This is a genomic window from Natrialba sp. SSL1 (assembly GCF_001861355.1).
Lineage (GTDB): Archaea > Halobacteriota > Halobacteria > Halobacteriales > Natrialbaceae > Natrialba.
The window spans coordinates 153,512-179,662 of record NZ_MASN01000060.1; the positions used below are offsets into that span (position 1 = coordinate 153,512).

Consider the following 26,151-nt stretch of genomic DNA (forward strand, 5'->3'; position numbering starts at 1 on the left):
GCAACGCAGCTCGGTGACGAGCCGTCGATTTCCGGGTCGCAGCCCTTAACAGTCGTCGTCGCCACATTCAACCAATGACTGACCGAGAGGGAGACGAAACCGGAGACGGCTCTCGCGACCATCGCTTCTCCGAAGGAGAGGGGTTCAGCGACCCCTACGACGAGTTCGACCTCGATCCGCCGGAACTGGACGTCGACCCCTCGAAGGTCGACCCGGTCGACTCCCGCGTCGTCGCCGACACGCTCGATAGCCAGCAGATCGCAAGCGACGACGTCAACGCCACGGAACTGCTCGACGTCGGCCTGAGCTACATGCAGATCAACCGCTACGAGCAGGCGACCGACGCCTTCGAGCGAACCGCCCAGTACGCCGAGGACGAGCGCCTCGAGCAGGAGGCCTGGGTCAACAAGGGCGTCGCTCACGCCGAACTCGAGGAGTGGGACGAAGCGATCGGTGCCCACCGAGAGGCGCTGAATATCGACGCCGAGAGCGAGCACGCCGCGACGGCCGAGACGAACCTCGCCTACGCCCTCTGGGAGTTCGGCGAGACCGCACAGGCGCTCGAACACGCCGAACGCGCCGTCGAAATCGACGAGCGCTTCGCCGAGGGCTGGTTCAACCGCGCCTTCTTCCTCTCAGAGCGCGGCCTCTCCGAAGAGGCGCTGCAGTGTATCGACAACGCAATCCGACTCGGGCTGCGAAACGCAAAGATCCTCGAGGAGAAAGCCGAAATCCTCGAAGATCTCGGCGAGTACGACGAGGCCGAGGAGATCGCCGAGGAGGCCAACGAACTGCGCGAGCGCGCCGAACAGCAGATGATGGAGGACCGACGGGAGATGGAGGGCCAGCCGACCGGTGCGGGCGGCGGTGCAACCGATCCCACAGGCGACGTCGCCGACCCCGGCCGCGAAGCCGACCGCGACAGCGAGTGGGAACTCGAGTAACAGACGGAGACGAGACGACGCATGATCATCAACGAACGCCAGACACAGGAAGGATTACTCGTCGCGGTCTGTGATAGCGATGCCCTCGGTGAGACGTTCGAAGGCGACGATCTCTCGCTGACCGTCACGGAGGAGTTCTACGGTGGTGACGAAGTGGACGAGGATGCGGTTATCGACAGTCTTGCGCGGGCGGACGTGGCCAACATTGTGGGGACCCGATCGGTAGCGGTCGCGATCGAGGCGGGTTTCATCGACGAGGGGAACGTGCTCGAGGTCGGCGAGACCCATCACGCGCAACTGTTGCGGATGTACTGAACCTGCTTTCTAACGCGGGAAACCGGATACGGACCGATCTATTCACGCCGAACCAGAGGCGGGAAAATGTTTTTGTCGTATCACGCCGAGGTCGAAATATGAAGCTCCAGCAGGTTCCGATCCTCGCACACGTCCACAATCCGGAGTACACCGGTGAGAATCGGTGTCTCCCCTGTACGATCGTCAACCTCGTCATCGCGGGGATACTCGCCGTCGCCGCCGCGGTGGTCTCACCACTTCTCGCAGTCGCCGTCTTCGGCCTCTCGGTTGCCGCCATCGCCCTGCGTGGTTACCTCGTTCCCGGGACACCGACGCTCACCAAGCGGTACTTCCCCGACTGGCTTCTGGCGAAGTTCGACAAGGGACCCGAGCCAGGTGCGGGCACCCTCGTTGCAGACGACGGCTCGACCACCGATGCTGGTGCAACGTCCGCCCCGTCTACCGACGACGGTGCCGAACCCGGCCACACCGACACCGCCGACGAACCCATCGATCCCGAGCGATGGTTACTCGAGTACGATCTCGTCGTGCCGTGTTCGCGGACAGAGACAGACGACGGAGCGGGCGAAGCGGAAGCCGACACAGAGATGGAGGACGACCTCTGTCTGACCGAAGAACTCGAGGAAACCTGGCGAGCCGCGATCGACGAGCGACGAGACGGTGATCGAGTCGAACAGCTCGCGGCGTTTTTCGATGTCGAACAGTCGGCAGTGGCGGTGGATCAGGCCGACGGCGCGGAGCAGCCGGTTCGAGCACGTGTCGAGGGCCGCCTCGCCGCCCAGTGGGAGTCCGACGCGGCGCTGCTGGCCGATCTGGGGAGTATGCACGCACTCGCCGAACGGGTGCCGGAGTGGCCATCGCTCTCGCTCGAACAGCGCAGTCAGCTCGCGAACGGGCTTCGGGCCTTCGTCGAAACGTGTCCGAGCTGTACGGGCGAGATTTCGCTCGACGAGGAGACCGTCGAATCCTGCTGTCGGTCCTATCAGGTGTACGCGATCACGTGCGACGACTGTGAATCGCGAGTGCTCGAAGTTCGACAGTGAACGGAGTCGGTGCCCGTACTAGTTGGGCAGTGTGCTCATTAGTACGAGCGTGTGAATTAGAACCACGGCAGGCAGCCACACCACCATCATCGACTGCGCCATACAGCAGCGTTGTGCCTGCCGGTGCGGACGCGATCGGGAGCAGTGACGTACTGGGGCATGCTCCCCGTCGTTCGTTCTGTGTTGTCAAACCAACGAGCGCCTGCGCCGCCTACGGTGCTGCAGGTCGCATCCATTATACCGGTTCAGTCGGTACTCACCCACAGTGACAGACTGGACTCAGTGTGAGGGTGACGAGCAACGCTCGGGCGTCCGGCGAGCCGTCTCCGACCCCGTCCACGTCGAGGAGGGGTGGACAGCCGACCTTATCGGAACCACCGGCCCGCCGGTGCTCGACCGCGACACCGTCTTCGTCGGAACGGACCGCGGGAACTGCTACGCGTTCGATCAGGAGACGGGACGACGACGATGGATCGTCGAGACGATGACCGCGACCGACACCGCGCCCGTTCTCGCAGGCGGACGCCTGTTTTTCGGAACCGCCGAGGGGACGATTCACGCCGTCGATCCAGCCACCGGCGAGCAGTACTGGCAACTCGAGTTACCAGCACCGCTCACGACGGCTCTGCTCTATGCGGACGGTGACCTGTATGCGGGCCACGAGGAGGGCCTCACCGCGATTGCGACGGCGGCTGGCGACGGCGTCGACGCGGTCGAGTTAGGCGGCGGCAGTGACGAACCGGCCGAAGAGCCCGGCACCGTCCGCTGGACGGCCGAGACCGACGAGCCGGTGACGGGGGCACCGGTTATCGCGAGACCGCCGGAGACGGGACGGGAGACAGCGCCGCTACAGGAGCAAACGGCAGAGCCGTCGTTCGACGACGAGTTCGAGCCCGAAGGCGACCAGACCCTCGGCCAGGAACTCGACGGCAGCATGGAGCTAAACGACAGCATCGACATCGACACCGAGGGCGACGACACCTGGGACTTGCCGCGAATCTACGCTGCGACGGCCGACGAGCGCGTACTCTGTCTCGCAAGCGACGACGGAGAGGGAATCTGGGCTGCACCCACCAACGGCGTCGCGACGAACGAACTCACCGTCGCCGACGGCCGCGTCTACGTCGCCGACGCCGGCGGCGCACTCCTCGCGCTGAACGCCGGCACCGGCCAGACCTGGTTCTCCTACACGATCACCGGCGGCTTCACCTCGAGTGCAACCGTTCTCACCGAGGACGGGACGACGATCATCGGCGCGAACGACGGCTACGCCCACGTCACCGACACCACCTTCGGTCGGCGCAAACTGCGTGGCTGGCTCTTCTCGAAGAAGGGTGTCGCCCTCGACGGTGAGGTCCAGGCAGGACCCGTCGTCGCCGGCGACGTGCTCTGTGTCGGCGACACGACCGGCTCGCTCTACGGCCTCGACCTCACCGACGACTGTGACCATCTCTGGCACCACGGCTTCGAAGATCCCATCACGGCCACACCGGCAGTCGGTGACGGAGAACTGTTCGTTGGGACCGGTGATCGGCTAGTGCAACTCGAGTGGAGCGACGAGCTGTCGCTACCCTGAGTTGTGGCCTCTGCGCTGATTCTGCGTTAGTACTATTGCTGCAGATGCTGTGGGACGGTGCTGTTGTTGCTGCTGCTGTGTTGCTGTGCTGCTGTTGTTGTTGCTGGCTGCTGGAGTCCACTGTGAACTACCCCACCCTACTCGCTTACGGCTGACGCCGTTCGCTCCTTGAGGGTGGGGCTTCCTGCCTCCACGACGCGCTTTGCAGGAACCGAGGTGGTTCCCGTAGGGAGCGCAGTCTCCACAGGCGTTGATTCGGAGCGTCCCGCTCCTACCTGCTTGATCCCGCGAGAAAGAATGTTCCAGGCCGCGTTCCAGTCCCGATCGGCGGTGAACCCGCACGACGGACAGGCGTGTTCGCGGACCCACAGCGGTTTCTCGCTCGACACACCGCAGGCCGCACACTCTTTGGTCGTTCCAGCCGGATCGACGGCCACGAAGCGCGTTCCTTCGCGTTCGCACTTGTACTCGAGCATCTGAAGGAACGTCCCCCACGCTGCTCCAGCACGGTTCCGAGAGTTGCCGTCAAGTTCGACCAAGCCTTTTGCGTCAAGGTCTTCGACCGCGACGAGATCGTACTCTCGAGCGTAGTAGTTCGAGAGCTTGTGAAGGAAGTCTCGGCGCTTGTTCTTCAGATCGGCGTGACACTCGGCCACGCGACGGCGTTGCTTCTCGTAGTTGTTCGAGCCGTGATCTTTGCGCGAGAGTTTTCGTTGCTCTCGCTCGAGCCGTTCGCGTTCGTTCGAGAGGTCAACCGATTCGACCGCGTGACCATCGGTGTCGTGGGCGTACTTCAGGATGCCTACGTCAATTCCGACAACGTTTTTCAGCCGGTCGAGTTTCTCCGGCAGCTCTCGGTCAACTTCGACACCAAAGGTGGCGAACCACTCTCCCGTCGGTTCCTTCTTGAGCGTGACCTGTTTGAGTGCGGCGTCGTCGGGGATTTCTCGGTGGAGTCGGATCGGAATATCTGCGAGTTTCGAGAGTGACAGGACAGTCTGACCGCCCTTCTTGTCGAGCTTGAAGCCAGACTGGTTGTACGTGAAACTGCGGAACTCGCGTGGTGGCTTCCACTTGAGTTGGCCGACTCCGTAGCCGTTTTGCTTGAGCGCAGAAAGGCTACTGAGGTTGTCGAACAGTCGTTCGACGATGGTCTGAAGAACTTTCGAGTACACGTCATTGAGGTCGTCCCACCACTTTTTGAGGTCAGGTAGCTCCGACCGAAGCGTGGTCATGGACGGTAGTTCGCCGTGGTTCTCTCGGTACTCGTTGAGGCGATAGCGAGTGTGATTGTATAGTTGCCTACAGATATCGCGGTGGCGGTCCAACTCCTTGCGTTGGGCGTCAGACGGCTCGAGGCGATACTTGTAGGCGTAGTACATCAGCTCTCGCGTTCCTCGATTAGTTCGTCGAGTTTCTCTTGAACGAACGACGAGAGATTCAGGTGGTTGTCCTGAACCCACTCGTGTTGGTCCTCTCGGAGAGTGATTGTGGTCCGTTTCATCGTATGCAAAATATATACTCTATGCAAAAACATTTGCGACTCCGTGGGCCTGTGGGCCTGCCATCGAATCGTGTATGAAAACCGTGCGGCGCTGTATCCCCTCCCTGCTCGCGCCTTCGGCGATCGCTGAGGAAGGGGGCTTAGCGCCTCGATTCAGCTAAACGCGCGACCGCCCACCCCATCATACATAACTGTTCAGTATCCAGACTCCTTACCCCGACGACTGCTGCCACTTTCACTTTCACTCCCCTGTTAACGAAGGTTTATGGGGTGTCCACGATAACGGAGACGTATGGCAGACGCAGACCTTGAGACACTCCCCGGCGTCGGACCGGCAACCGCAGACAAACTCCACGACGCAGGCTTCGACTCCTTCCAGAGCCTCGCCGTCGCTTCTCCCTCCGAACTCTCGAACACCGCGGACGTCGGCGAATCGACGGCCGCCGATATCGTCAACGCCGCACGCGACGCCGCCGACGTCGGTGGCTTCGAAACCGGCTCGACGGTACTCGAGCGACGGAACGAGATCGGCAAACTGAGCTGGCAGATCGACGAAGTCGACGAGCTTCTCGGCGGCGGTATCGAGACCCAGTCGATCACCGAGGTGTACGGCGAGTTCGGCTCCGGGAAGTCCCAGGTCACCCACCAGATGGCCGTTAACGTCCAGCTGCCGAAGGAGGTCGGCGGTCTCCACGGCGCCGCGATGTTCATCGACTCCGAGGACACCTTCCGACCGGAGCGAATCGACGACATGGTCCGTGGCCTCCCCGAGGAAGCGATCAACGCTGCACTCGAGGACCGCGAAATCGAGGGCTCGGCTGGCGACGAGGGTGCGGTCGACGAACTCGTCGACGACGTGCTCGACAAGATCCACGTTGCGAAGGCGTTCAACTCCAACCACCAGATGCTGCTGGCCGAGAAGGCGAAGGAGCTTGCAAGCGAGCACGAGGAGGCCGACTACCCGATTCGCCTCCTCTGTGTCGACTCGCTGACCGCTCACTTCCGCGCGGAGTACGTCGGTCGTGGTGAACTCGCAGAGCGCCAGCAGAAGCTCAACAAGCATCTGCACGACCTGGATAAGGTCGGAAACCTCTACAACACGTCCGTTATCGTGACGAACCAGGTCGCCTCGAACCCGGACTCGTTCTTCGGCGACCCGACGCAGCCGATCGGTGGCAACATTCTGGGCCACAAGTCGACGTTCCGGATGTACCTCCGCAAGTCCAAGGGTGACAAGCGGATCGTTCGTCTGGTCGACGCGCCGAACCTCGCCGACGGCGAGGCAGTCATGCGCGTTCAGGACGAAGGCCTGAAGCCGGAGTAAGCGGCGTCGCAGTCACACCGACACACTCGCTGTAACCCGTTTTAGCCCGTATTTCGTCTCTCTCCCTCGTTCTGTGAAGCGACAGCACTACTGCTCGGCAGCGTCTTCGGATTCTGCAATGTGTCGGTGGTACTCGCCTCTCCCCACGTGAAGGAGAATCAGCACTGAACCGATGAACAGCGGCCAGAGCACCGGGATGACGAGGACGAATATCGAGACCTGAATGGAGGCGAGCAAGAGGAGGATATCCTGCTGTCTGGTACGGGGAGTAGCCATACGACGATGTTCACATCAGGTGGAAAATCAATTCCGAATGCAGCTTCGCTCCGTGGCGGCCGGCAATACGCGGAACGAGTCGGAGAGGAATCGAAGTCGAAGGCAACGTCGAAGTCGCCTGCTCAGACACAGACACAGTCACAACCACGACCGCGACCGCAACCGCAACCGCAACTGACGCCTGGGCCGCTCTCAACGACTTACTCGTCGTCCTCGGTCGTCGTCTTCTCCACGTCGAGTTCGCCCTGGTAAATCTCTGCTCCGTCCTGAGCAACCTTCTCCGCGAGCACCGCACACTTGACCCGCATCGGAGAGATATCGACACCGAGCATATCGATCACGTCGTCGCGGTCCATCTCCAGGAGTTCGTCGACGGTCTTTCCGCGGAGTTCATTCGAGAGCATGCTGGCTGAAGCCTGGCTGATGGCACAGCCGTCCCCGGAGAAGGCGACGCGTTCGATCGTCTCCGCGTCGTCGTCACCGTCCTCCGCGAGTTTGACATCCATCCGAATCTCGTCGCCACACATCGGGTTCTCGCCGATGTGGGTAAACGTTGGATCCTCGAGTTGCCCGTAGTTGCGCGGGTTCTTGTAGTGGTCGAGGATCTGCTGTCGGTACATATCCGAGCCCAGTCCCATTGGTGGGTGTGGCTATGCCAGTTATCTGTAAAAGGGTTCCGGGGCGGGTGAGTCGGACGTTCGGCGGCGAACTGCAGGGACTGGAGAGCAGACGCTGTTCGAAGGATACCGCGGTAGAAAAAAACGGTTGCTGATCGGGGGCGATACCGTTACGTCGACCCCTGGTCGTCACGACCGCCGTCACGGACCGGCGGGTTGAAATAGCAGGCATCGGCGATCACGAGGGCACCGACGAGCGCGGCGACGGCCAGCATCTGCGGCGTCGAAACGCTCGTGACGGTCGCCACGATCAGTGCAACCGCGAACGCGACCGGAATAACGGCGAGCGCGAAGTCGTACCGGTCGGCCGCGGCGAGAACGTCGACCAGGGCGTCGAACGGGTCCCGTTGAGGACTGCCGATACGTTTCTCGTGCATGTGTTCTCACCTCGGCATCGGTGGTTAGCGTCGCCCAAATCAAAAACGCTGTGCCAGTTGTCACAAGCATGTTGAACAGTCACCGAGCGTGATCAGAGCGATCGACTCGTCAGCGCTCGCCGACAGCCTCGGCCTCGAACCGGCTGGCGAACTCGCGAACGAACTGTGCGCGCTCGGCGGCGAGGTCGCTCCCAACGTCGGTGTACATCCGCTCGGGAAGGTCGAGAATTTTCTTGTGGAGGTGGTTGTACTGACTCACGCCGGCCGGCGTGTCGTCGTCCGCGACCGGTACCGCCGGGTCGTACATCGGTGAATCGATGGCGGTGCCGTGGGCGAAGACACGGCCGATGCCGACCGCACCGAGCGCGTCGAGGTTGTCCGCGTCGGAGACGACCATCGCCTCGACCGTCTCCGGTTCGATATCGTTCGAGTACCGATGGGCACAGATACAGTGAGAGACCGTCGAGACCGTTTCATCGGTGGCACCGAGTTCGCGGAGGATCTCGCTGCCCTCCCGAGCCCCCCACATCGCGTGACAGTCGATCTCGCCGCGGTCCTCGCGTTCGCGACCGATATCGTGGAGGGCGACCGCGAGGTGGACGACCTGTTCGTTGATCCCAGCCGAGTCGGGGTGACGGTCGATGAGTGTCTCTGCGAGCGCGTCGACGCGCTCGACGTGATGCCAGTCGTGGGCCGGCGGCGCGTCTGCGAAGTACGGTCTGGCGCGACTCCGGACTTCCTCGAGCATAGCCCATCCGTTTTCAGAAGCGGGCGATAAGTGCTCCGCTCCGCGGTGGGTTCACGAATACCATTCAATCGGACACGCAACCAATCGAACTCAGAGTCGAACAACATCCGCCGGCGGCTCCCCGAACTCATCGGGGTGACAGAGCGTCGCCAATCGCTCCGCAGCGTCGACCAGCCGCGGCGTCCACCGCGTCAGATACGCGCCACCGTCGAGGATAAACACCCGCTCCTCGCGAACCGCCGTTATGTCCTCCCAACCCGGTCGATCCGACAGCTCACCGAACTGCTCGCGCGTACGCTCCGCGTCGAATCCGCAGGGAGCCACCACCAGCACTTCCGGATCGTACTCGAGAAAGCTGTCCCACTCGACCGGTGCCGAGCGCTCGCCCGGCTCACTCAGCCCGTACTCGCCGCCCGCGAGGTCGACCACGTCCGGTACCCAGGTGCCGGCGGGCCGGGCGGGATCCATCCACTCGAGTACCGCCGTTCGCGGGCGGGGTGCTGCTGGCACCCGTTCCTCCAGGGTGGCGATCCGCTCTCGCAGGTCGGCAACGAGCTCGTCCGCGCGGGCTTCGGTGCCGGTGGCTTGGCCGACATCGTGGACGCACTCGAGTACGTCCTCGAGTCGACTGGCGTCGAGTGCGAGCACCTCGGGGTCGGCGTCGAGGTCGGCGAGCGTCTCGTCGACGAGCACGTCGTCGACCGCGCAGACGCCGCAGACGCCCTGCGTGACGATCAGATCGGGGTCGGCGTCGTCGATTCGCTCGGCGTCCATCTGGTAGAGGTGGCCGTTCGCGGTTGCAGCGCGGACCTGTTCGTGGCGATCGGCGCTGGCTTCGGCGTCGACCTTCGAGACGTCGATCGTCGGCAGGTCGGCGGCCTCGGGTGGAAAGTCACAGGCGTGCGAGACGGCGACGGGTTCGACGCCGAGGGCGTACAGGATCTCCGTCGACGACGGCGACGTTGAGATAACGTTGCGACTCATACGAGGGATCTTCTCACGGATTCCTATCACCGTGACGGATCACGGCGAGCGAGCCGAGCAGGGCGAGGAGTGCAGCGCCAGCAGGAACGATGCCGAACCCGGGGATACCGTCCGAGTCGTCGGTGGTGTCGGAGTCGGAGTCAGAGTCAGCTTGGGACTTGTCGTCAGCGTCCGTCTCGGATTCCGTTTCGGCGTCAGCAACCGCCTCGGCGTACGCCTCCGGGTGGAACGCCTCGGCCATCGCCGCCACCGCGTGGACGACGCGCGGCCCGGGCCGGTTCAAGTGGTTGACGTCGACCGTGACAGTCTGGTTGGTCTCGACGGCGGTCGTAGAGTCGTAGGCCGGCGCGTCCGGCACCTCGGGCGAGTTCGTGTTCAGGACCAACCACTCGGGGTCCTGTTCGACGATCATCTCGTCGGTTGGCTGCTGGTACTCCGCGATACCCGCCTCTGCGGCGACGTTCGTCCCGCCTGCGGCTTCGATCAGTTCGTGGATGAACGTCTCCTCGCCGGCCGTGAAGCCGAAGAAGGTGTAGAGCACGTCCGGGCGTTCCTCGCCCTCGAGTGCGTCCTCGACGATGGCGAGTTCCTCGTCCATCCAGTCGACGGTCTCGGCGGCACCGTCACACTCGCCGACGAGCGAGCCGATAGTGTGTGTTCGATCGCGAACGTCGTCGATCGATTCCGCGGAGTCGAAGTAGTAGACGGGGACGTCAGCCTCGCGAAGCGTCTCGACATCCTCCTCGGAGACGTAGTCGGAGCTCGGCGCGAGTACGAGATCGGGATCGAGGTCGACGATAATCTCGTGTTCGATCGTGTCCGACTCCGTCGAGATGCTCGTCCGATCCTCGGCACCCTCGAGGTTTGCAGCGTGCTGTGTCGTCCCGACCACCTGCTCCTCGGCACCGATCTCCCACATCGTCTGGGCCGCGCTCGGGTTGAGCGTCACAACCGTTTCAGGTGGGGACTCGAGTTCGATCTCGGTGTCAGTGTCGTCCGTTGCGGTCAGCGGGAACGAACAGGTCGGCTCGGTTGCATCGGCTGTCGGTGCTGGTCCCGCTCCGGCCGGGCCAGCCGCTCCGGTCGTTCCAACTGTTCCGGCCGCCGCCAATGGGCTCACAAACCCGATCACAACGAGCAGTGCAATACCTACAACGCCAATTCGTCGAACGTGCATACCAGTACCGTCGCCACTAATCAAAGATATATGTGACTATCGCAATCAGAGTTGCATTCCGTGTTGACACGCCCGCGGTTGGTCGCGAGAGTGCAGCAACAGTCGACAGCTACCGCGCGGGGGATACTCGGTACTCATACTCGGACTCGAGTAGAGGCCCGGACAAAAGCGCGTGTGGCGGTCGAGGAATCGGGACGCAAATAGGCGCGGAGAACGAGGTGACGCGTTACGCGAACAGTTGCCGCGCGTCGTCGAGGGCGGCGATCAGCTTGTCGATCTCTTCGCGCGTGTTGTAGACGTAGAACGAGGCGCGGGTCGACGCTGGCACGCCGAGTTTGTCGTGGAGCGGCTGGGTACAGTGGTCACCGGCGCGGACGGCGATCGTGTGGTCGTTCATGATCGAGGTCAGGTCGTGGGCGTGGACACCTTCGAGGTTGAAGCTGACGAGGCCACCGCGGTCGGGGCCGCCCTCGGGGCCGTAGATCTCGACATCTTCCTCGGCTTCGAGTCGGTCGTGGGCGTAGGCCGCGAGTTCCTCCTCGTGAGCCTCGATTCGATCCATACCGATCTCTTCGAGCCAGTCCACTGCCGCGTGGAGGCCGACAGCTTCGGCGATCGGTGGCGTACCCGGTTCGAACTTCCAGGGGAGTTCGCCCCAGGTGGAGTCCTCGAAGGTGACCTTGCGGATCATGCCGCCGCCGTAGAGGTACGGGTTCAGGTCCTCAAGGAGATCCTGTTTTCCGTAGAGCACGCCGATACCGGTGGGACCGGCCATCTTGTGGCCCGAGAAGGCGTAGAAGTCGGCGTCGATCTCCTTCACGTCGACGGGGCGATTTGGGACGGCCTGTGCGCCGTCGATAAAGGAGAGCGCGTCGTGCTCGTGGGCGAGGTCGGTCAGTTCGGAGACGGGGTTGACGGTGCCGAGTGTGTTCGAGACGTGGACCGCCGAGACGATGGCGGTGTCGTCGTCGATGAGTTCGGCAGCGTGGTCCATGTCGAGTCGACCGGTTTCGTCGACGCGGATGTACTCGACGCTGGCCCCGGTCCGTTTGGCGATCTGTTGCCAGGTGACCAGCGAGGCGTGGTGTTCCATCTCCGTGAGGACGACCGTATCCTCGGGGCCGAGTTCGTTCAGGCCCCAGGAGTAGGCGAGCAGGTTCTCGCCCTCGGTGGTGTTCTTGGTGAAGATGACCTCTTCGCGACCGTCGGCGTTGATGAACTCGGCAACGCGGTCGTGGGCGACCTCGTAGGCCTCCGAGGCCTCCTGGCTCAGATGGTGGATCCCGCGGTGGACGTTGGCGTTCGACTCACGGTAGTAGTCGCTCATTGCGTCGACGACCGGATCCGGCGTCTGGGTCGTCGCCGCGTTGTCGAGGTAGACGACCTGCTGGCCGTCGAACTCGCGCTGGAGAATCGGGAACTCCTCGCGGATGGCCGCGACATCGATCGCGTCGGCCTGCTGGTGACTCATTGGCGTCTAGGAAGTCCTCGATGCAAAACACTCCTTCGGTCCGGTTCGGTCTGGTTCGGTCCGGTCCAGTTCTCCATCTCGCAAGACAGCAACAAGAGTGGTAACTTCGCCTCGATCAGCCGTGGGTCAGCGTACGCACATCGCCATGGCTAGGCGATACGTGTGCGTCGAACGGGATGGGAGTCGGAAGGAAGTGGGATGCGGCAGGCGACGAACTGTGTATGGCGCAGTTCGGATGATGTGGTGTGGGGATGATGTGGCGGCCTGCCGTATCAGTTCATAGCGGTGGTAGCTCCATAGCCGTGTTGCCAAATATATTTGGTAGCCGCGAGACTGGCCTCATTTCAGCTTAGTTTCGACGTATTTTCGACTCACGTCCCTCACTTCGCGCTCACTCTCAGCCCACTCCCGGCTCACTTCGTGCCCACTCTCAGCCCACTCCCGGCTCACTTCGCACCCATTCTCAACCCCATCCGACTCATTCCCAGGGATGCGTCCCCCGCTGACTCGGCCACAGCGGATACCAGTACTCCTTCTCGCGCTCGATCTGCAACTCACCATCGAGCGCAGCCTCGAGTTTGAACTCCGCACTCGAGTCCCGCTCCCGACCGGACCGTGGCGCGAATGGGTAGTAGGCCCCGCGGCGGAACGAGTAGATCCAGTAGGCCGGTCCACCCCGGTTTTCGTAGGCGAAGACCGCGGCGAGTAGCCGCGAGCCGTAGCCGCGCTCGATGAACGTATCCGCGGCGAAATGCATGCTCGTGATCAGATCCTCTGGATCGCTGTCCTCGAGGACGACCCAGTGGTAGCCGTGGTCGTCGTCGGTGACGGCAAACTCGGTGCCGGTGTCTTCCTGACCGGCCTCGAGGATCGATTCGACTTCGTCGACCGCATCGCGGAAGCTGTGGGAGTCGACGCCGGAGAAACAGAGCGCGCCGATATCGAGTGATTGGTACCCTAACTCCGCCTCCATCGTCAGATAGGCGGTGCTCATCCCGAAGAGGTCCTCGGGGTCGGCGTCGCGTCTGGCGTCAGTCTCGGCACGCAGTCCGAGCGCGGCACGGAGTCCGTCCAGCAGTCCCATATCGGGGAGAACGGAGCCATCCTCTTAGAACTCACCTATTGTAGACCGGCAGTGATCGCCACGCCGTGATCGAACCGGTTCACCACCACGCCGTGATCGAACCGTCTCAGGCACATCGAGACTGTCACACAACCCGACGGTCAGCCCGAGTCGGCAGTCAGGGATTCCGACGGACAGGGTCGTTATGCCCCTCCAGCACGTATCTCTGATGAATAGCTACCCGACCAGTAGTTCCGCGACAGTCTCACCCGACGCACCCATGAAAACAACAGCGTCACCGAAAGCACCGCTTCCAGTACAGACACCGAACCAACTCGAGGAGCGCTCGCGCCGGGCGCGAACCGAGCCGATGTCCGTCCTCCCGCTCGGCGACGGTCTCTACGAGGTCGAATCCGCGAGCGATCACACCTACCTCGTCGATCTCGGCGCGGGCCGGTGTACCTGCCCGGACCACATCTTCCGGAGCGCTCGCTGCAAGCACATTCGCCGCGTCGCCATCGAGATCACCGATGGCCGCACCCCGCCACCGGGACAGCTTGCCGTAGAGTGCCAGAACGCCGACTGCCACGAGTCGATCTTCGTCGACGAGGACGATGATAACAGCGGTGCCACCAGCGACGAGGAGTCCGGACAGCCCGTCTACTGCGAGGAACACACGCTCTGGCCGGGCGACACAGTGGTCGACCGCGAGACAGGCGACCGGCTCACCGTCGTCGACATCTCGGACCTGCGGGCGGACGCGGTCCGGATCGACGCGGCAGATTGCACTGTCGCGGAGTACGGCACGAACTCGGAATACGACCCGGACGTGCCCGTTGTCGGCGTCGTCTACCCGCATGCAACCGTGCGGCCGAACGGTGTCGTCCCCAACTCGCTTCGGGTGTACGTCTTCCCGCGGACGCGACTCGAGAAGCGCGCCTGAGACGCCGTCCGAGCACGCGTTCCGGACCGAACGGAAACAGTACCCAACCGAGAAACTGTTTCGTTGCTCCCGTTTTATTGAGATGAGGTAACAATTACGTACATGGACACGGACGCCGGAATCGATTACGGCACCTTCGAGGAAGGGCGGCACGTCAACTACTGGGAACTCGATCAGACGCTCCAGCGCGTGATTCGGCGCGTCTACACCGACAGCGAGTTCGACTGGGCCGAATCTCGACTTTCCGCGTTCGGCGAAACCGTCGGCCTCACCATCGCGGACAACGCCGACGACATCGACGATCACGGTCCCGAACTCGAGCCCTACGACAAGTACGGCGAGGTGCAAAACTGGGTTCGATATCCGGAAACACAGTACGAGAACGAACGCCTCGCATACGAGCAGGGCATCGTCGCGGACTCTTTTGAAGCGCCGCCGGGTCGCGACGAGCCGATGCCGCTCTCGCACAACCTCGCGATGCAGTACCTGCTCTCCTACGCGGATCCTGGCTTCGACTGCCCGGTCGCGATGACCGCCGGCGCGGCGCTCGTCCTCGAGAAGTTCGGTCGCGAGGACGACGTACTGCGTGAATACTACGACGCCCTCACGAGTCGCGACTACGAGGACCTGATCGAGGGCGCGATGTTCCTCACCGAAAAGCAAGGCGGCAGCGACGTCGGCGCGAACGAGACCCGCGCCGAGTGGGATGAGCGCGCGGGCTGTTGGCGACTCACCGGCGAGAAGTGGTTCTGTTCGAACATCGACGCCGAAGGAACCCTCGCGCTCGCCCGAACCGAGGACGCACCGGCGGGAACCGCGGGCCTCTCGATGTTTCTCGTGCCTCACGGAGATCCGGACAACACGAACCGCGACCGTGACGGCCCCCTGACCAAGGGACAGCGGCGCGAAGATGGCCCGCTCTCGCCCGAGGACGTCAACGATCAGTACTACCGCCGGCTGAAGGATAAACTCGGCACCATCTCCGTGCCGACCGGTGAGGTCGAGTTTACCGGCGCGAAGGCGTACCTCGTCGGCGAGGAGGAACACGGCTTCCGGCAGATGGCCGAGATGCTCAACCTCGAACGCCTCTCGAACGCGGCCGCCTCCTGTGGCATCATCGGCCGCGTCCTCCTCGAGAGCAAAATCTACGCCGCAAATCGCGAGGCCTTCGGCGAGACCATCGACCAGTACCCGCTCATGCGTGCTGATCTGGTCGACATGGCGGTCACCCACGAGGCCGCGACGACGTACACCTTCGAGGCGGCGCGGCTACTCTCGGAGCGTGAACGGGCGGAACGAGGCACAGCGCGAGGCACCGGTGACTCCGGGGGACCGAACGAGACGGCGGACGACGCCTACCGGCTCATGCGGCTACTGATCCCCATCGCCAAGGCCCGCACAGCCCGCATGGCCGTCGACACCGCCTCCTACGGGATGGAGATCCACGGCGGCAACGGCTACGTGAACGACTTCGTCACCAACCGCCTGCTCCGGGACGCGCAAGTGCTTCCAATCTGGGAAGGCACCGAGAACATTCTCTCGCTGGACGTCCTCCGAGCGCTCGAACGCGAGGACGCTCACGAACCGCTGCAGACCGCGATCAGCGAGCGACTCGAGTACGTTTCGCATCCAGCGCTGGCAGACGCCGCCGCGACGGTCGAGGGCGAGTTCCACGACCTGATGGGCGCGCTCGCGACGCTCGCTGGTGAGGACTCCGAGTACGCGCAACTGTCTGCAAAGCGCCTCGCACACTACGTCTTCGATGTCTTCACCGCTGCGTTGTTGCTCGAGCGCGCGCAGCGCGACCTGGACGAGGATGAGAACGGGCGACTGGCACTCGTCGCAACGCGATTCGTCTCGCGAGAACTTGCGGACCGAGATGCGCGCGGAATCACGAGCGGTGACCGGTTCCCGATAGAGCAGTTCGATGCCGTAGTTCGGTATACGCCGGTCGAGCCGGACTCGATTACGGACGCCGTTGCAGCCGACGATTGATGCCGTGAGCGGATTCGGACCGCGTCGTGCAAAACCGGTGTCGAAACGTATTACTAGAAGCAATTTGTTCGAAGATGTAGATGAAGCAAACTATTTTGACGGCGACGCTCTTGCTCGTCGGAATTTCGTTGCTTCTGAACCCGCTGTATCTCTCTCCTGGCAATCTGGACGGACAAGCGACTGAAATCACGTACGAAGTCGACACGGTCGAAACTAGAACCGAGGCCTCTCAGGCGCTCTCCCTGTCCGAATCGATACTGTCGTGTGGTTCCCAGGGCGAACGACCCTGCGCACTCGAGCGGACGGTCCTCGAGCACGGGGGGCTCGAGTTCGACGGGACTCTCACGGATGACCAGACCGGCGACCACGACGTTCACCAGCGACAGAACGCACGGTACGACGTCGTCCAACTCGATGGGGAGTATTACGTTCCCGAACTGAACCAGTCCGAAGAGACGACGGTGCTGACGCTCCGCGAGGTTTCGATGATGGAGGCACTCGAGTACGCCGCAATCCCGAGTAACGAGGCGTCCGACGACGTTCAGACTGCAGTCGAGACGGGATCAGTTCAGCTCTACGACGAGCGGGTCCCGGAATTCGAACAAGCGCTGCCGATCGAACACGAGGGACAGCTGTACGCTGTCGACGGGGTCAGATACGACGGGACTCCAGACCACGGTCTCCTCTTCACGCGCTTTGCGCTGTTTTTCGCCGGCGTGACGGTAATCTATTTCGCGTGGGTCCGGCGAGGGAACACGGACTGACTAGCCACCGATCACTCCGTCCGTTTGAAAGCTACACCGCTTCCCATCTCTGTGAAGCCGTTCTGGCCGGCATCTTCATCGTCGCGACGAGGCGGTAGAGCGTGTTTCGACCGCCAAACAACACTCATCGAACCACATCCGCGCTAAACGACACCCGTTCGTCGATCCTACTCGAGTGCCCGCGCCGCTTCCTCGATGTCCATCACGCCCTGTTCGACTGCGTTGAGGACCCGAAGGACATCCTCGTCAGGACCATCGTCGCCGCCTTCGTCACCGAGTTCATCCAGCGTGACCTTTTCCGAGGCACCGACGAACTCCGCGAAGTCGGTGCCGTCGGCGAGTGCGGTCTCCTTCTTCACGCGGTAGTTTCCTCCGTCAGTGACGTGCAGGTCTGCAGGGTGGAAAAAGTACCAATCTTCGCGGTCGAACCGGACGCCGATTCGGGGTTTCGCGCCGAAGTTCTGTGCGAAGTAGATGAGCGCCTCGACCTCTTCGCCGGTGAGATAGATCGGGTCGCCGGCACTTGATTTGGCTTCGATCGCGTAGAACTGTTCGCCGTCGCCGGCGAGTACGTCGGGGAGTTCGCGTTCCGTCGCTGAACCGCTTGCGGGCGCGCGCATCACCGCGAAACCGGCCTCGTCGAGTTCGTTGACGAGTTCGCGTTCGCGGCGGTCGCCCTTCGCCTGAGACATACGGGTAGTTCGTCGAGGGGTGGTAATAAACCGGGCGAAGCGCCAGCCCGGAGCGCTGCGAAAATGGTCAGCCAGTTGTCGTGGCGTTACAGTGGAAGCGCACCGACGAGACCCCCAGCGAGCGCCATCGCCGTCTCGAGTTCCTCCGGTGCGAATCGGACCACGAGATAGAGAATCGCGAACTGAATCGCGTTAAATGCGGCGTGGGCTGCCGTCGGGACGAGCAGGTTGTCGGTCCGTGCGTAGAGGTAGCCGAAGATCAGCGAGCCACCGAAGACGACGGCGAGCGAAACGCCAATCGCGCCGAGCGGGGCAAGCGATCCATCGGCTGCCAGCGCGTAGGCAGGGATGTGGACCAGCGCGAAGATGGCGCTCGTGACGATAACCGCACCGATCCGGGAGAAGCCGGCGTACAGCCGCTTCTGAATTACGTTCCGGAAGAGGAACTCCTCTGCGGGCGCGTTGAAGAGGAAGACGATCACGATCATGAGCAGAATCATGTTCGGGTCGTCACCGACCAGTGTCATCACCTGATTCTCGGAGGAGGGCAACTGAAGCACCGTTGCGACGAGATTGACGACCATCACGAACGCGATGCTGCCAACGATACCGATACCGACGTAGATCCAGCCACGACGCGAGGGCCACTCGAGATCGAGCCAGTCCCAGCCTCGTCCCGTATAGCGGAGGTACAACCCTCCGACGAGGAAGAAACCGACGAAGTTCAGGGTGAGGAGGACGAAGATTGCGGCGTTCGAGGCGTCACCCGGTGACTCGAGCAGCGTTGGATCGAGCAGGAACGCCGGAAGCGTGACGAATTCAGCGGCGACCAAGCCGAGGAGTGCGAGGCCGAAGCCGACGAGGGTCGATCGGAGCGGCCCGTCCGTCCGTTGCTGTGGGGACGTTTCCATATCGTGGCGATTGGACGGCTGGCCTCTTGGGCGTTCCTCTCTCGTATTCCGGTTGACGTGTCTCCGTGAGCCTCCGAGAACACAACAGAAAGAGACAGAAGGAGAGGAACGGCCGGTGCGTAGCCGCCCTCGTCAGCCGAGCAGGTAGCGAAGCGCCGGGAAGCGCTCTACGATCGGGTGCGTCTCGATGTAGCGGTCCAGGCCGAGGATTCGGCCGGCCGCGAACGCACCAAGTGCCAGGAAGACCGCCGCGTAGACGAGCTGGTCGTTGACCAGGCCGCCAGCGACCTCCCAGCTACCGAAGTAGAACAGCACCATCTGGAATGCTGCTCCGAGTGCCGCGAGGCGGACGAACGCGCCTGCGATCAGCGCGACGCCGATAAGCACCTGCGTGACTGGGACGATGACGTCGACAGCGCCCATCAACGGCTCGCTCGCCGCCATCAGTCCGTACAGTCCACTCACCGGGCTCGCCGGATCGACGTTGGCAAGATACCCGTAGGCGCTGAACTCACCGGTCAGTTTTCCCCAGCCCGCAGTCACCATCACCCAGCCCATCAGAAGCCGGAGTCCGACGACCGCCCACGCGCTCAGTTGGTGTGGCCGCCCGTCGATCGTCACGCCACCGAGGCGACTTTCCAACCGGTTCGTCGAAGTTGTTTCCATTATCGGTCACCTCTACAGATACAGGTTGGACCTCATAACACGTATAACGGGACAACCGTTCCCAGCCGGCAGGAAACCGTTCCGACCAGAGAAGCCGTTTTTTCGCGGGCAGATATCCAGACAGCGCCCGCTCAGAAATCGAGGACACACTCAAACCGAGGCCACACCCAAACCGAGCTCACGCTCAAAACCCCGGGCCAACCGCATAGAACAGACTGATAGCACCGACGACACCGAGCACGAGCGCACTCCGGGTCACCCACGGCTCCCAGCGCTCTCGCACGCTGTTCACCCGCACCGTCTGGACGTGTTTCACCTGTTTGATCCCAGCCTCGGTACGATAGGTGAGCACCACCGGCACCGAATACCGCCCCGGCGGCGCATCCGCTCGCGTATTGCACTCGAGTATGTACGCCGGCTCCTCGCGCCGATTACCGTCGAGGGGCTTCTGTCGAAGCCCGTACTCGCTGCCGCCAGCGGCGTCGACGTCCGGCTGGAACACGGACGGGCCAGGCGACTCCGGCGCGTCCGATCGAGGAGGGGGACTCGAGTTCGAATCCGTATCGCCCGCTTCGCGAGAGCGAGCGGCTCCGCGGCCGGCGGCGTTGCGACGAATCGTTCCCGGCTCTTCCAGGTCGAGAACGCCGTCGTGGCCGTGAAAGACGCTGAGCGCGTCCGCAGAAACGCTGCCACAGCCGGAGACGAAGACACCGAGTTCGATCTGCTCGCCCGGATTGATCCGCTCACGCCTGAGAAAGACGTCGAGGTCGGGATCGTCGAGCGAGCCAGCGCCCTCGATAGCGAGGCTGATCTCGAGTGGGCCGTCCGCGTCGATCTGCGAGTGGGTGAGTAGCGGTCCGATCGAGTACGAGTCGGGGTCCGGTTCGGGCGGGAGTTGGTGTGCCGTCGGTTCGCCGTCACTATCGGCAGTTGTGGTGGTCTCGGTGGTCTCACTGTCTACAGCCGCTGCAGACTCGCGTACGTCCTCCGCGTTCGATGTGCTCATATCAGCGGCTTCGGGCGACGGCTCGGCCATTCGATACGTGACCGTCACACCCAGCCACTTTCAGCGTGGTGGCCGCTCAGACAGCCAAGGAAGATTGTATCGGCACCAAGCCCCACGTTAGCAATACCAGCGGCCGTTTGACTAAGTTTGTTGTGGACTTCGTCTTCGAGGGACACTGAGGGTTATCCGCGTTTCCTCGATCACGTGCTGGCCCTCGGAGACGGTATCTCACAACTCGGCTACTTCGTCAGTCAGACTGTCGTGCCCTTCGTCGGTCATCGATCCAGCGCTCTTGGTGAACCTCAAAAACCAGCGCCTGTAGTTGCCCGTCAAAGAGCGACACCACCTCGTCGATGACAGTGCTGGCAGTGGCGTCCCCGAGTGCGGTCGCGGCAATCACGTCGGCGACCTCGACGGTCCTTGTGCCCGGGTGGATACGGACGTTCAAGAAGTCAGCGTCCATGCGCTCCTCGAGTGCACGCTGAATCGGCTGGTCTAACGATTGACCGCCATCACCGAGCACGTTAAGCACCGTGTTATGCACCTCGTCTTGACTCGTGCCAGTGCCCTTGAGGGCGCGCTGGATCTCTCCCTGATCGCGACCGAACAGGCGTGGTACCTCGAAACGAGCGTCGGATACCCTGTCGGATTCGATCGCCGTTGTGACCTGTTCTTGGCCATCATGGCCAAAATAAGCCATATGAATTCCTATAGAGTAAGTCAAGTGTTGGGTTGGGCGCGCCGTGTCTCTCCCTCGTGTTCGTACGCGTTCTCAGGAGTCTGTTCTTCGTACCACGTGCTGATTTCTGCATCCGGATCGAAGTACTCGTCGTAGAAGTCGTAGTGGGAGTACCACGTCGAAGCATCGTGGCGTCCGTGACCCAAGATTCGGAACGATTCGGGTGGAGCAATACCCATTGCGAGGTAGCAATCTCGGACCTGACAGACTAGGTTTCGGACGAGCTGGGTTTTTAGATCAATGATCGAGTCAGGTTCATACGCGAAAATTTCGATGCGGGCATCAGGCTCGCGCTCGAGATCGGGCTGTGTGCCCCATTGGGTGTGATACTGTCCGAGTGCATCGTCCCAATGGACGTGAACGTCCGAGACAGCTTCGACGAGTGCCCCATCTCGGATGTTCGGCATTGACTCGAGGTCGACACCGGCGGCGTCAGCGATCCCCTCAGCATCCAGTTCGTCAACACCTGTTCCTGCAACTTCGTCCTCAAGTAGGTCAACGACGTCGGGGTCAGTCAGTACATCCGCGTAGGTGCTAGCCGTCTCCGGGTCCATCCCGAGGTAGAAGTCCTGTTGATAGACTGCCTCTTCGGGTGTGACCCCGTCGGGCATCCTGACCGATGACTCGGCGTCGGTATAGATACTCCGCAGGTGCTGGTAGAGGTCTCCGAAGAACGAATTGGCTGCATCCGCTGAAAGGGGCTTCAACGCTGCGGCCGTCTGGGTGATTTGATCCGGGTTCTTCGTCGGCTCGAGCGTATCGTAGCCGCGTTTACGGTACACCCAGTAGCGGGCAAACCGGCGAGCCTGATTGACGTGCTCGTTGCCCGCTTCGGTGCGGTCGTCGGGGTCATCTGGATAACCGTCTTGTTCGTGGTAGTCTATTTCACCATCAAATAGAACTGAAATTCCGTGACTTACGCCGTTGTTATCAACCACTCTTAAACCGACTCCTTCGTCGTCTTCTTCTCCCATGATTGCCTTCATAATTCACACCTCCTCTGCGCTTGGGACCCTATCTGGCCGCTTCCCATCACCAGTGGAAGCTTTAGCGGCTTTGACAGCCTCATCCTTGATTTTGGAAGCCCATTGGCTCGGTGAGTATGCGAGAATACTTTCCCACTCTTCTGAAACCCCCATATCCTGAAGGCTGTCTGGTTTGGCGACCTTATTTTCGGCAGTGGTTTTCGCTTGATTCGCTGCTTGAGTTGCGACGTCCTGGCCGTTGTCAAGAACTTCGCCAGCAGCACCCGCGGTCACTATTTTGAGTCCGGTTTTGACCGCGACTTCACCCCAGTCTTCCTGATCCATCTCACGAGCGCCCCTTCCGATATTCCCGAATATTTCGGACGTTTTCTCTATGAGCGCCCCTAGTGGTCCGAATCCGTCCTTGACGTACTCTTTAAAGGTCTCGTTGTCTGCCTCAAATGTACCATCCTCACCTTCCTGAAGAAGATCAACAAACTCCTCAGGCGTCTCGTCTTTTGTCGACCGCTGCACGTGTACGTCCGTCCCCATCCGATTGACCACCAGCGGGCCCTCACCGGAGAGCGCCTGTTCAGCCGCCAGATCCGCTTCCCGCTCGAGTTGCGGATCTGGATCAATCTCGAGATCAGCGCCCTCCTTGGGCATCATCGAGATGGACGCACCGCCGTTCTGCTGTTTGACGTGCGCCAGCTCGTGGGCCAGCAGATGCTGGCCTTCCGGATTCTCGGTATCGTACTCGCCCGAGTTGAACACGATATCGTTCCCACAGGTGAACGCCTTCGCGTCGATCTCGTCGGCCGCTTCAGCCGCCCTCCCACCAGTATGAATCCGAACGTTCGAGAAGTCCGCATCCATGCGGTCTTCGAGCGCCCGCTGGATCGGGCCGTCTAACGGCTTCCCTCCCTGGCCGAGCACATCGAGGACTGTACCGGGAACCTCGTCCTGCGTGGTGTCGGTTCCCTCGAGTGCACGCTGAATATGCGCGTCCGGACCAGTTGGGAGCGGCTCGAACTCGGGTTGATTCGCCTCGACCCTCGCGTCGAATCCCTCGGGCCGGCCGGTCAGGGCGTTGATATCGTCGCCGATACCCTGATCGAACGCTGCGGTTCCGTCCAGTGGGCCGAGTCGACTCTTCGATCGAGTCGAACTCGAGGAGCGACGCTTGGCTTCTGACTCTGACTTCGGAGACTTGTCGGAGTCGGTCGATGTCGATGCTCGCTTGCGTGTCCGTTTCCCTCCCATCTACCGACTCACCACGTTGGAGGTCGTGAATTGCCGGCAGTAAGTACCAGTCCAGCAACTCATTTTGTTAAAATTTAAACTAATAGTGCTTAATAGTTACTCTCGGACGTTCTGAAGCACCAGTCAGAATCTCCGCTTCGAGAGATGAATTTACGCATAGAGCCAACTCGAGTAAAGGCACCCGACACGTTGTAGCTACTGTTTGAAAGGGGAGAGTAGTATCGAACCATCATATATTAGTAAAAAAGCAGCTAGTCGGTAGTATGTACGATCACGCTGGAGACCACCTGCAAGCCGAGTTCGATCGGCTCCAGTGGCTTTTCAAGCGACTACTGGCCGAACGCGATTCCCGGGGAGAAACACGGACGAGTGCCGGTCAATTCGTACCAGTTGCGTCGCGCATTCGCGCGGTCTCGAGCGGGGACGGAACCGTGACAGACAGCGGTGGAGATCTCCGGGCCGAACTCGCGGCTCGCGCCGAACGGATCGATGCCGATGCAACGGCCGCCCGCGAAGCCGGTGTCGACCTCCCGATCGAGACGATCAAACGGGCGTTCGACCTCTCGCGGGCCGAGCTCGACGTGTTATTGATCGTCCTCGCACCGGAGTTCGATCGCTCGATCACGACGACATATGGGAAAATCTGTGGCGTGAACAGTGCCCAGTATCCGTCGATCGACCTTCTCGAGCGAATCCTCGGCTATCTCGGGGCCGACTCCGGATGCGACGGATCCGACGAATCTGACGGGTCCGACGGGTCCGACAGATCATCGACCGACTACGCCTCGCCACTGGCACCCGCGTCGCCTCTCTTCGAATACGGGCTCCTCGAGCGCATCCCACAGGAGCCTAGCGATCCCTCGAGTTTCGATACGCTCACCGTCGACGACCGTATCGTCCGGTATCTCAAGGGTGACGATAGTCTCGGCCCTCCGCTCTCCGAGCATGTCACTATCGAGTCTCACGAGCGCACGCCCGAAGACCTCGTCTTTCCCGAGGAGACTGCCAACGTACTCGAGGGAATCGCTGCGCGCTCACGCGATTCCGATCGGCCGACGATCTACTACCTCTCGGGCGAGGACGGCACCGGTAAAGACCGACTCCCCGGTGCACTCACCGATCCGGAGACGCCGATTTTGCGTGCCGATGGCGCTGCCGTGCTCGAAAACGACCTGCTCACCCGTCTCTGTCGGGAAGCGGCCCTGCAGGATGCTGCGATCCATCTCGAGGGACTCGAGACGGTGACTGTACGGGACGACGATCCAACCATCGACGACGGTGAGGAAGTGCTTACACCGTCGACTGCCGACGACTATCCCAGCATCGACGCTCTCGTCGAGCGTATGGACGACGCGCCCGGCGATGTCTTCCTGAGCCACACCGAGTCGTGGACGCCCGACGTGGACCTCACGACACACCGACTCGAGACCTGCGACTGTCCGTTCCCCGAGTACGAGACGCGTCTGGCCGTCTGGGAGGAGTACGCCGCGGAGTTCGCCGACGAGACGCTCCCCGCGGTCCTCGCGACGAACTTCCGGCTTCCACAGCGTGACATCCGTCGCGCAGTGAGGACGGCGCGGTATCTCTGCCGAACTGATGGCGGGACGGGTGACCGCGACGAGGCTAACCGCGACGTGAGCGACGACTGCACCGACGACTCATTCGCTCCCGTCGACAGTACACTCACCCGCGAACACTGCTACGAAGCCTGCAAGCGCTACTCCGCGTCCACACTCGAGTCCCTCGCGGAACCGCTCGAACCGGGCTACACCTGGGAGGACATCTCGCTCAACGACAAACCGATGACCCACCTCCGGGAGCTGGCCGGCCACCTCCAGTATCGCGGCCCGGTCACCAGCGAGTGGGGCTTTGGCGAGCCTGGCAGCCGCGGCGACGGCATCGTGGCGCTCTTTTACGGCCAGCCGGGGACCGGGAAGACGATGGCCGCAGAGATCGTCGCGGCCGAGACCGGTCTCGACCTCTACCGCGTCGATCTCTCGCAGGTAATTAACAAGTACATCGGCGAAACCGAGAGCCGGCTGGCGACGCTGCTGGACGAGGCCGAACGCTCGAACGCGATTTTGCTGTTCGACGAAGCGGACGCCATCTTCGGCAAGCGCGCCGAAGTCACGGATGCAACGGACCGCTACGCCAACACGGAGATCAACTTCCTGCTCCAGCGACTCGAGTCGTTCGACGGTATCCTCTTACTGACGACGAACAAGGAGACGGGGATCGATCCGGCGTTCAAACGCCGCATCGACCACTCGATTCAGTTCGACAAACCGCAGGAACTCATCCGCCGCGAGCTCTGGCGGGACGCTTTCCCGGAGGGTGCGTCCGTCGACACCGAGACGTTCGATTACGAGTTCCTCGGGCGTATCGCCATCACGCCCGCACTGATCCGCAAGGTCGCGAAGTATGCTGCGTACATCGCTGCCACCCAGGCGCACGAGGGTCGGGTGTTCGAGGCTGGTGGTGCAAGCGCAGGCACAGGTGCAGGTACAGGTCCGAACTCGCTCGCTGACGTGACGATCACCTTCGAACACGTCATCCTCGCCCTCCAGTACGCACGCGAAGCGGGCGGTGGTGGCTTCGAGGTCGACTTCCGAGAGTACGACGACAAACGGCGCAGCTACGACAGCGCCAGCGTCGACCGCGACTGGCGAGCGGAGCTCAAACGAACCTACGGTGAGGAGTCAGCGGGAAAGGCGGAGTAACAACCCTC

At 62.2% G+C, this 26,151-nt stretch carries 26 protein-coding genes; 9 read left to right on the plus strand and 17 right to left on the minus strand.

From position 1 onward, the window contains the following. Positions 1-74 precede the first annotated feature (74 nt). The 4 genes from BBD46_RS19750 to BBD46_RS19765 all read left to right on the plus strand — a co-directional run bounded on the left by BBD46_RS19750 (position 75) and on the right by BBD46_RS19765 (position 3,878). The gene (locus BBD46_RS19750) at positions 75-944 is read left to right on the plus strand and encodes a tetratricopeptide repeat protein (RefSeq protein WP_071403375.1); all 870 of its coding nucleotides are present in this window, start codon (positions 75-77) and stop codon (positions 942-944) included. 21 nt (positions 945-965) lie between these two features. Next, positions 966-1,259, plus strand: coding sequence for a DUF424 domain-containing protein (locus BBD46_RS19755; RefSeq protein ID WP_071403376.1), 294 nt, complete (start codon positions 966-968; stop codon positions 1,257-1,259). 98 nt (positions 1,260-1,357) lie between these two features. Next, the gene (locus BBD46_RS19760) at positions 1,358-2,302 is read left to right on the plus strand and encodes a hypothetical protein (RefSeq protein WP_071403377.1); all 945 of its coding nucleotides are present in this window, start codon (positions 1,358-1,360) and stop codon (positions 2,300-2,302) included. Positions 2,303-2,567: 265 nt separating this feature from the next. After that, entirely contained in the window at positions 2,568-3,878 is a 1,311-nt protein-coding gene (locus BBD46_RS19765) for a PQQ-binding-like beta-propeller repeat protein (RefSeq protein ID WP_071403378.1), read from the plus strand. 137 nt (positions 3,879-4,015) lie between these two features. Here the strand turns inward: BBD46_RS19765 and BBD46_RS19770 are convergent, their stop codons facing one another. Together BBD46_RS19770 and BBD46_RS23405 are read right to left on the minus strand one after the other, a co-directional pair. Next, positions 4,016-5,260: an RNA-guided endonuclease InsQ/TnpB family protein gene (locus BBD46_RS19770; RefSeq protein WP_071403379.1), complete on the minus strand. Its 1,245-nt coding sequence runs from the start codon at positions 5,258-5,260 to the stop codon at positions 4,016-4,018. Next, on the minus strand, positions 5,260-5,382 hold the full coding sequence (locus BBD46_RS23405; protein WP_005578727.1) for a hypothetical protein: 123 nt from the start codon (positions 5,380-5,382) through the stop codon (positions 5,260-5,262). The genes BBD46_RS19770 and BBD46_RS23405 overlap by 1 nt, the downstream gene beginning before the upstream one ends. Before the next feature lie 292 nt (positions 5,383-5,674). Between BBD46_RS23405 and radA the strand changes: the two genes are divergently transcribed. After that, a complete protein-coding gene (radA, locus tag BBD46_RS19775; RefSeq protein WP_071403380.1) occupies positions 5,675-6,706 on the plus strand; it encodes a DNA repair and recombination protein RadA in 1,032 nt (343 codons plus the stop codon). 87 nt (positions 6,707-6,793) lie between these two features. On the opposite strand, the gene BBD46_RS19780 is transcribed toward radA, so the two are convergent. The 8 genes from BBD46_RS19780 to pspAB form a co-directional block, all read right to left on the minus strand. Next, the gene (locus tag BBD46_RS19780) at positions 6,794-6,982 is read right to left on the minus strand and encodes a hypothetical protein (protein WP_071403381.1); all 189 of its coding nucleotides are present in this window, start codon (positions 6,980-6,982) and stop codon (positions 6,794-6,796) included. 200 nt (positions 6,983-7,182) lie between these two features. Further along, complete coding sequence (gene sufU, locus BBD46_RS19785) at positions 7,183-7,620, minus strand: Fe-S cluster assembly sulfur transfer protein SufU (protein WP_071403382.1); 438 nt, start codon at positions 7,618-7,620, stop codon at positions 7,183-7,185. A 149-nt stretch (positions 7,621-7,769) separates the two neighbouring features. Beyond that, entirely contained in the window at positions 7,770-8,036 is a 267-nt protein-coding gene (locus tag BBD46_RS19790; protein ID WP_071403383.1) for a hypothetical protein, read from the minus strand. 109 nt (positions 8,037-8,145) lie between these two features. Beyond that, the gene (locus BBD46_RS19795) at positions 8,146-8,784 is read right to left on the minus strand and encodes an HD domain-containing protein (protein ID WP_071403384.1); all 639 of its coding nucleotides are present in this window, start codon (positions 8,782-8,784) and stop codon (positions 8,146-8,148) included. Between the two features lie 90 nt (positions 8,785-8,874). Next, a complete protein-coding gene (locus BBD46_RS19800) occupies positions 8,875-9,768 on the minus strand; it encodes an ABC transporter substrate-binding protein (RefSeq protein WP_071403385.1) in 894 nt (297 codons plus the stop codon). Between the two features lie 13 nt (positions 9,769-9,781). After that, on the minus strand, positions 9,782-10,945 hold the full coding sequence (locus BBD46_RS19805) for a PGF-CTERM-anchored ABC transporter substrate-binding protein (RefSeq protein ID WP_071403386.1): 1,164 nt from the start codon (positions 10,943-10,945) through the stop codon (positions 9,782-9,784). 226 nt (positions 10,946-11,171) lie between these two features. Beyond that, entirely contained in the window at positions 11,172-12,416 is a 1,245-nt protein-coding gene (locus tag BBD46_RS19810) for an aminotransferase class V-fold PLP-dependent enzyme (RefSeq protein ID WP_071403387.1), read from the minus strand. A gap of 478 nt (positions 12,417-12,894) precedes the next feature. Beyond that, entirely contained in the window at positions 12,895-13,500 is a 606-nt protein-coding gene (gene pspAB / locus BBD46_RS19815; RefSeq protein WP_071403388.1) for a PspA-associated protein PspAB, read from the minus strand. A gap of 259 nt (positions 13,501-13,759) precedes the next feature. On the opposite strand from pspAB, the gene BBD46_RS19820 reads away from it, so the two are divergent. The 3 genes from BBD46_RS19820 to BBD46_RS19830 all read left to right on the plus strand — a co-directional run bounded on the left by BBD46_RS19820 (position 13,760) and on the right by BBD46_RS19830 (position 17,181). Beyond that, positions 13,760-14,422 carry an SWIM zinc finger family protein gene (locus BBD46_RS19820; RefSeq protein ID WP_071403389.1) on the plus strand — a complete coding sequence of 221 codons (663 nt, stop codon included), beginning with the start codon at positions 13,760-13,762 and terminating at the stop codon, positions 14,420-14,422. Between the two features lie 102 nt (positions 14,423-14,524). After that, positions 14,525-16,417 (plus strand): acyl-CoA dehydrogenase family protein, encoded by a 1,893-nt coding sequence (locus BBD46_RS19825; RefSeq protein WP_071403390.1) that lies wholly within the window; start codon positions 14,525-14,527, stop codon positions 16,415-16,417. An 80-nt stretch (positions 16,418-16,497) separates the two neighbouring features. Next, entirely contained in the window at positions 16,498-17,181 is a 684-nt protein-coding gene (locus BBD46_RS19830) for a hypothetical protein (protein WP_071403391.1), read from the plus strand. Between the two features lie 167 nt (positions 17,182-17,348). On the opposite strand, the gene hjc is transcribed toward BBD46_RS19830, so the two are convergent. The 7 genes from hjc to BBD46_RS23290 form a co-directional block, all read right to left on the minus strand. Next, a complete protein-coding gene (gene hjc / locus BBD46_RS19835) occupies positions 17,349-17,873 on the minus strand; it encodes a Holliday junction resolvase Hjc (protein WP_071403392.1) in 525 nt (174 codons plus the stop codon). 86 nt (positions 17,874-17,959) lie between these two features. Next, positions 17,960-18,784: a CPBP family intramembrane glutamic endopeptidase gene (locus tag BBD46_RS19840; protein ID WP_071403393.1), complete on the minus strand. Its 825-nt coding sequence runs from the start codon at positions 18,782-18,784 to the stop codon at positions 17,960-17,962. Between the two features lie 132 nt (positions 18,785-18,916). After that, positions 18,917-19,450 carry a DoxX family protein gene (locus tag BBD46_RS19845; protein WP_071403394.1) on the minus strand — a complete coding sequence of 178 codons (534 nt, stop codon included), beginning with the start codon at positions 19,448-19,450 and terminating at the stop codon, positions 18,917-18,919. 184 nt (positions 19,451-19,634) lie between these two features. Continuing rightward, complete coding sequence (locus BBD46_RS19850) at positions 19,635-20,486, minus strand: hypothetical protein (protein WP_071403395.1); 852 nt, start codon at positions 20,484-20,486, stop codon at positions 19,635-19,637. A 217-nt stretch (positions 20,487-20,703) separates the two neighbouring features. Further along, entirely contained in the window at positions 20,704-21,156 is a 453-nt protein-coding gene (locus BBD46_RS23610) for an eCIS core domain-containing protein (RefSeq protein WP_071403396.1), read from the minus strand. A 20-nt stretch (positions 21,157-21,176) separates the two neighbouring features. Continuing rightward, complete coding sequence (locus tag BBD46_RS19860; protein WP_071403397.1) at positions 21,177-22,181, minus strand: hypothetical protein; 1,005 nt, start codon at positions 22,179-22,181, stop codon at positions 21,177-21,179. A 3-nt stretch (positions 22,182-22,184) separates the two neighbouring features. Continuing rightward, positions 22,185-23,423, minus strand: coding sequence for a DUF4157 domain-containing protein (locus BBD46_RS23290; protein ID WP_253184612.1), 1,239 nt, complete (start codon positions 23,421-23,423; stop codon positions 22,185-22,187). 263 nt (positions 23,424-23,686) lie between these two features. Between BBD46_RS23290 and BBD46_RS19870 the strand changes: the two genes are divergently transcribed. Beyond that, a complete protein-coding gene (locus BBD46_RS19870) occupies positions 23,687-26,143 on the plus strand; it encodes an ATP-binding protein (RefSeq protein WP_071403398.1) in 2,457 nt (818 codons plus the stop codon). The last annotated feature ends 8 nt before the right edge of the window (positions 26,144-26,151 follow it).

What these genes read in the sequence shown, in the direction of transcription:
- BBD46_RS19750 (WP_071403375.1), top strand. Translation starts at nt 75, where the DNA reads ATGACTGACCGAGAGGGAGACGAAACCGGAGACGGCTCTCGCGACCAT.
- BBD46_RS19755 (WP_071403376.1), top strand. Translation starts at nt 966, where the DNA reads ATGATCATCAACGAACGCCAGACACAGGAAGGATTACTCGTCGCGGTC.
- BBD46_RS19760 (WP_071403377.1), top strand. Translation starts at nt 1,358, where the DNA reads ATGAAGCTCCAGCAGGTTCCGATCCTCGCACACGTCCACAATCCGGAG.
- BBD46_RS19770 (WP_071403379.1), bottom strand. Translation starts at nt 5,260, where the DNA reads ATGTACTACGCCTACAAGTATCGCCTCGAGCCGTCTGACGCCCAACGC.
- BBD46_RS23405 (WP_005578727.1), bottom strand. Translation starts at nt 5,382, where the DNA reads ATGAAACGGACCACAATCACTCTCCGAGAGGACCAACACGAGTGGGTT.
- radA (WP_071403380.1), top strand. Translation starts at nt 5,675, where the DNA reads ATGGCAGACGCAGACCTTGAGACACTCCCCGGCGTCGGACCGGCAACC.
- BBD46_RS19780 (WP_071403381.1), bottom strand. Translation starts at nt 6,982, where the DNA reads ATGGCTACTCCCCGTACCAGACAGCAGGATATCCTCCTCTTGCTCGCC.
- sufU (WP_071403382.1), bottom strand. Translation starts at nt 7,620, where the DNA reads ATGGGACTGGGCTCGGATATGTACCGACAGCAGATCCTCGACCACTAC.
- BBD46_RS19790 (WP_071403383.1), bottom strand. Translation starts at nt 8,036, where the DNA reads ATGCACGAGAAACGTATCGGCAGTCCTCAACGGGACCCGTTCGACGCC.
- BBD46_RS19795 (WP_071403384.1), bottom strand. Translation starts at nt 8,784, where the DNA reads ATGCTCGAGGAAGTCCGGAGTCGCGCCAGACCGTACTTCGCAGACGCG.
- BBD46_RS19800 (WP_071403385.1), bottom strand. Translation starts at nt 9,768, where the DNA reads ATGAGTCGCAACGTTATCTCAACGTCGCCGTCGTCGACGGAGATCCTG.
- BBD46_RS19805 (WP_071403386.1), bottom strand. Translation starts at nt 10,945, where the DNA reads ATGCACGTTCGACGAATTGGCGTTGTAGGTATTGCACTGCTCGTTGTG.
- BBD46_RS19810 (WP_071403387.1), bottom strand. Translation starts at nt 12,416, where the DNA reads ATGAGTCACCAGCAGGCCGACGCGATCGATGTCGCGGCCATCCGCGAG.
- pspAB (WP_071403388.1), bottom strand. Translation starts at nt 13,500, where the DNA reads ATGGGACTGCTGGACGGACTCCGTGCCGCGCTCGGACTGCGTGCCGAG.
- BBD46_RS19820 (WP_071403389.1), top strand. Translation starts at nt 13,760, where the DNA reads ATGAAAACAACAGCGTCACCGAAAGCACCGCTTCCAGTACAGACACCG.
- BBD46_RS19825 (WP_071403390.1), top strand. Translation starts at nt 14,525, where the DNA reads ATGGACACGGACGCCGGAATCGATTACGGCACCTTCGAGGAAGGGCGG.
- BBD46_RS19830 (WP_071403391.1), top strand. Translation starts at nt 16,498, where the DNA reads ATGAAGCAAACTATTTTGACGGCGACGCTCTTGCTCGTCGGAATTTCG.
- hjc (WP_071403392.1), bottom strand. Translation starts at nt 17,873, where the DNA reads ATGTCTCAGGCGAAGGGCGACCGCCGCGAACGCGAACTCGTCAACGAA.
- BBD46_RS19840 (WP_071403393.1), bottom strand. Translation starts at nt 18,784, where the DNA reads ATGGAAACGTCCCCACAGCAACGGACGGACGGGCCGCTCCGATCGACC.
- BBD46_RS19845 (WP_071403394.1), bottom strand. Translation starts at nt 19,450, where the DNA reads ATGGAAACAACTTCGACGAACCGGTTGGAAAGTCGCCTCGGTGGCGTG.
- BBD46_RS19850 (WP_071403395.1), bottom strand. Translation starts at nt 20,486, where the DNA reads ATGGCCGAGCCGTCGCCCGAAGCCGCTGATATGAGCACATCGAACGCG.
- BBD46_RS23610 (WP_071403396.1), bottom strand. Translation starts at nt 21,156, where the DNA reads ATGGCTTATTTTGGCCATGATGGCCAAGAACAGGTCACAACGGCGATC.
- BBD46_RS19860 (WP_071403397.1), bottom strand. Translation starts at nt 22,181, where the DNA reads ATGAAGGCAATCATGGGAGAAGAAGACGACGAAGGAGTCGGTTTAAGA.
- BBD46_RS23290 (WP_253184612.1), bottom strand. Translation starts at nt 23,423, where the DNA reads ATGGGAGGGAAACGGACACGCAAGCGAGCATCGACATCGACCGACTCC.
- BBD46_RS19870 (WP_071403398.1), top strand. Translation starts at nt 23,687, where the DNA reads ATGTACGATCACGCTGGAGACCACCTGCAAGCCGAGTTCGATCGGCTC.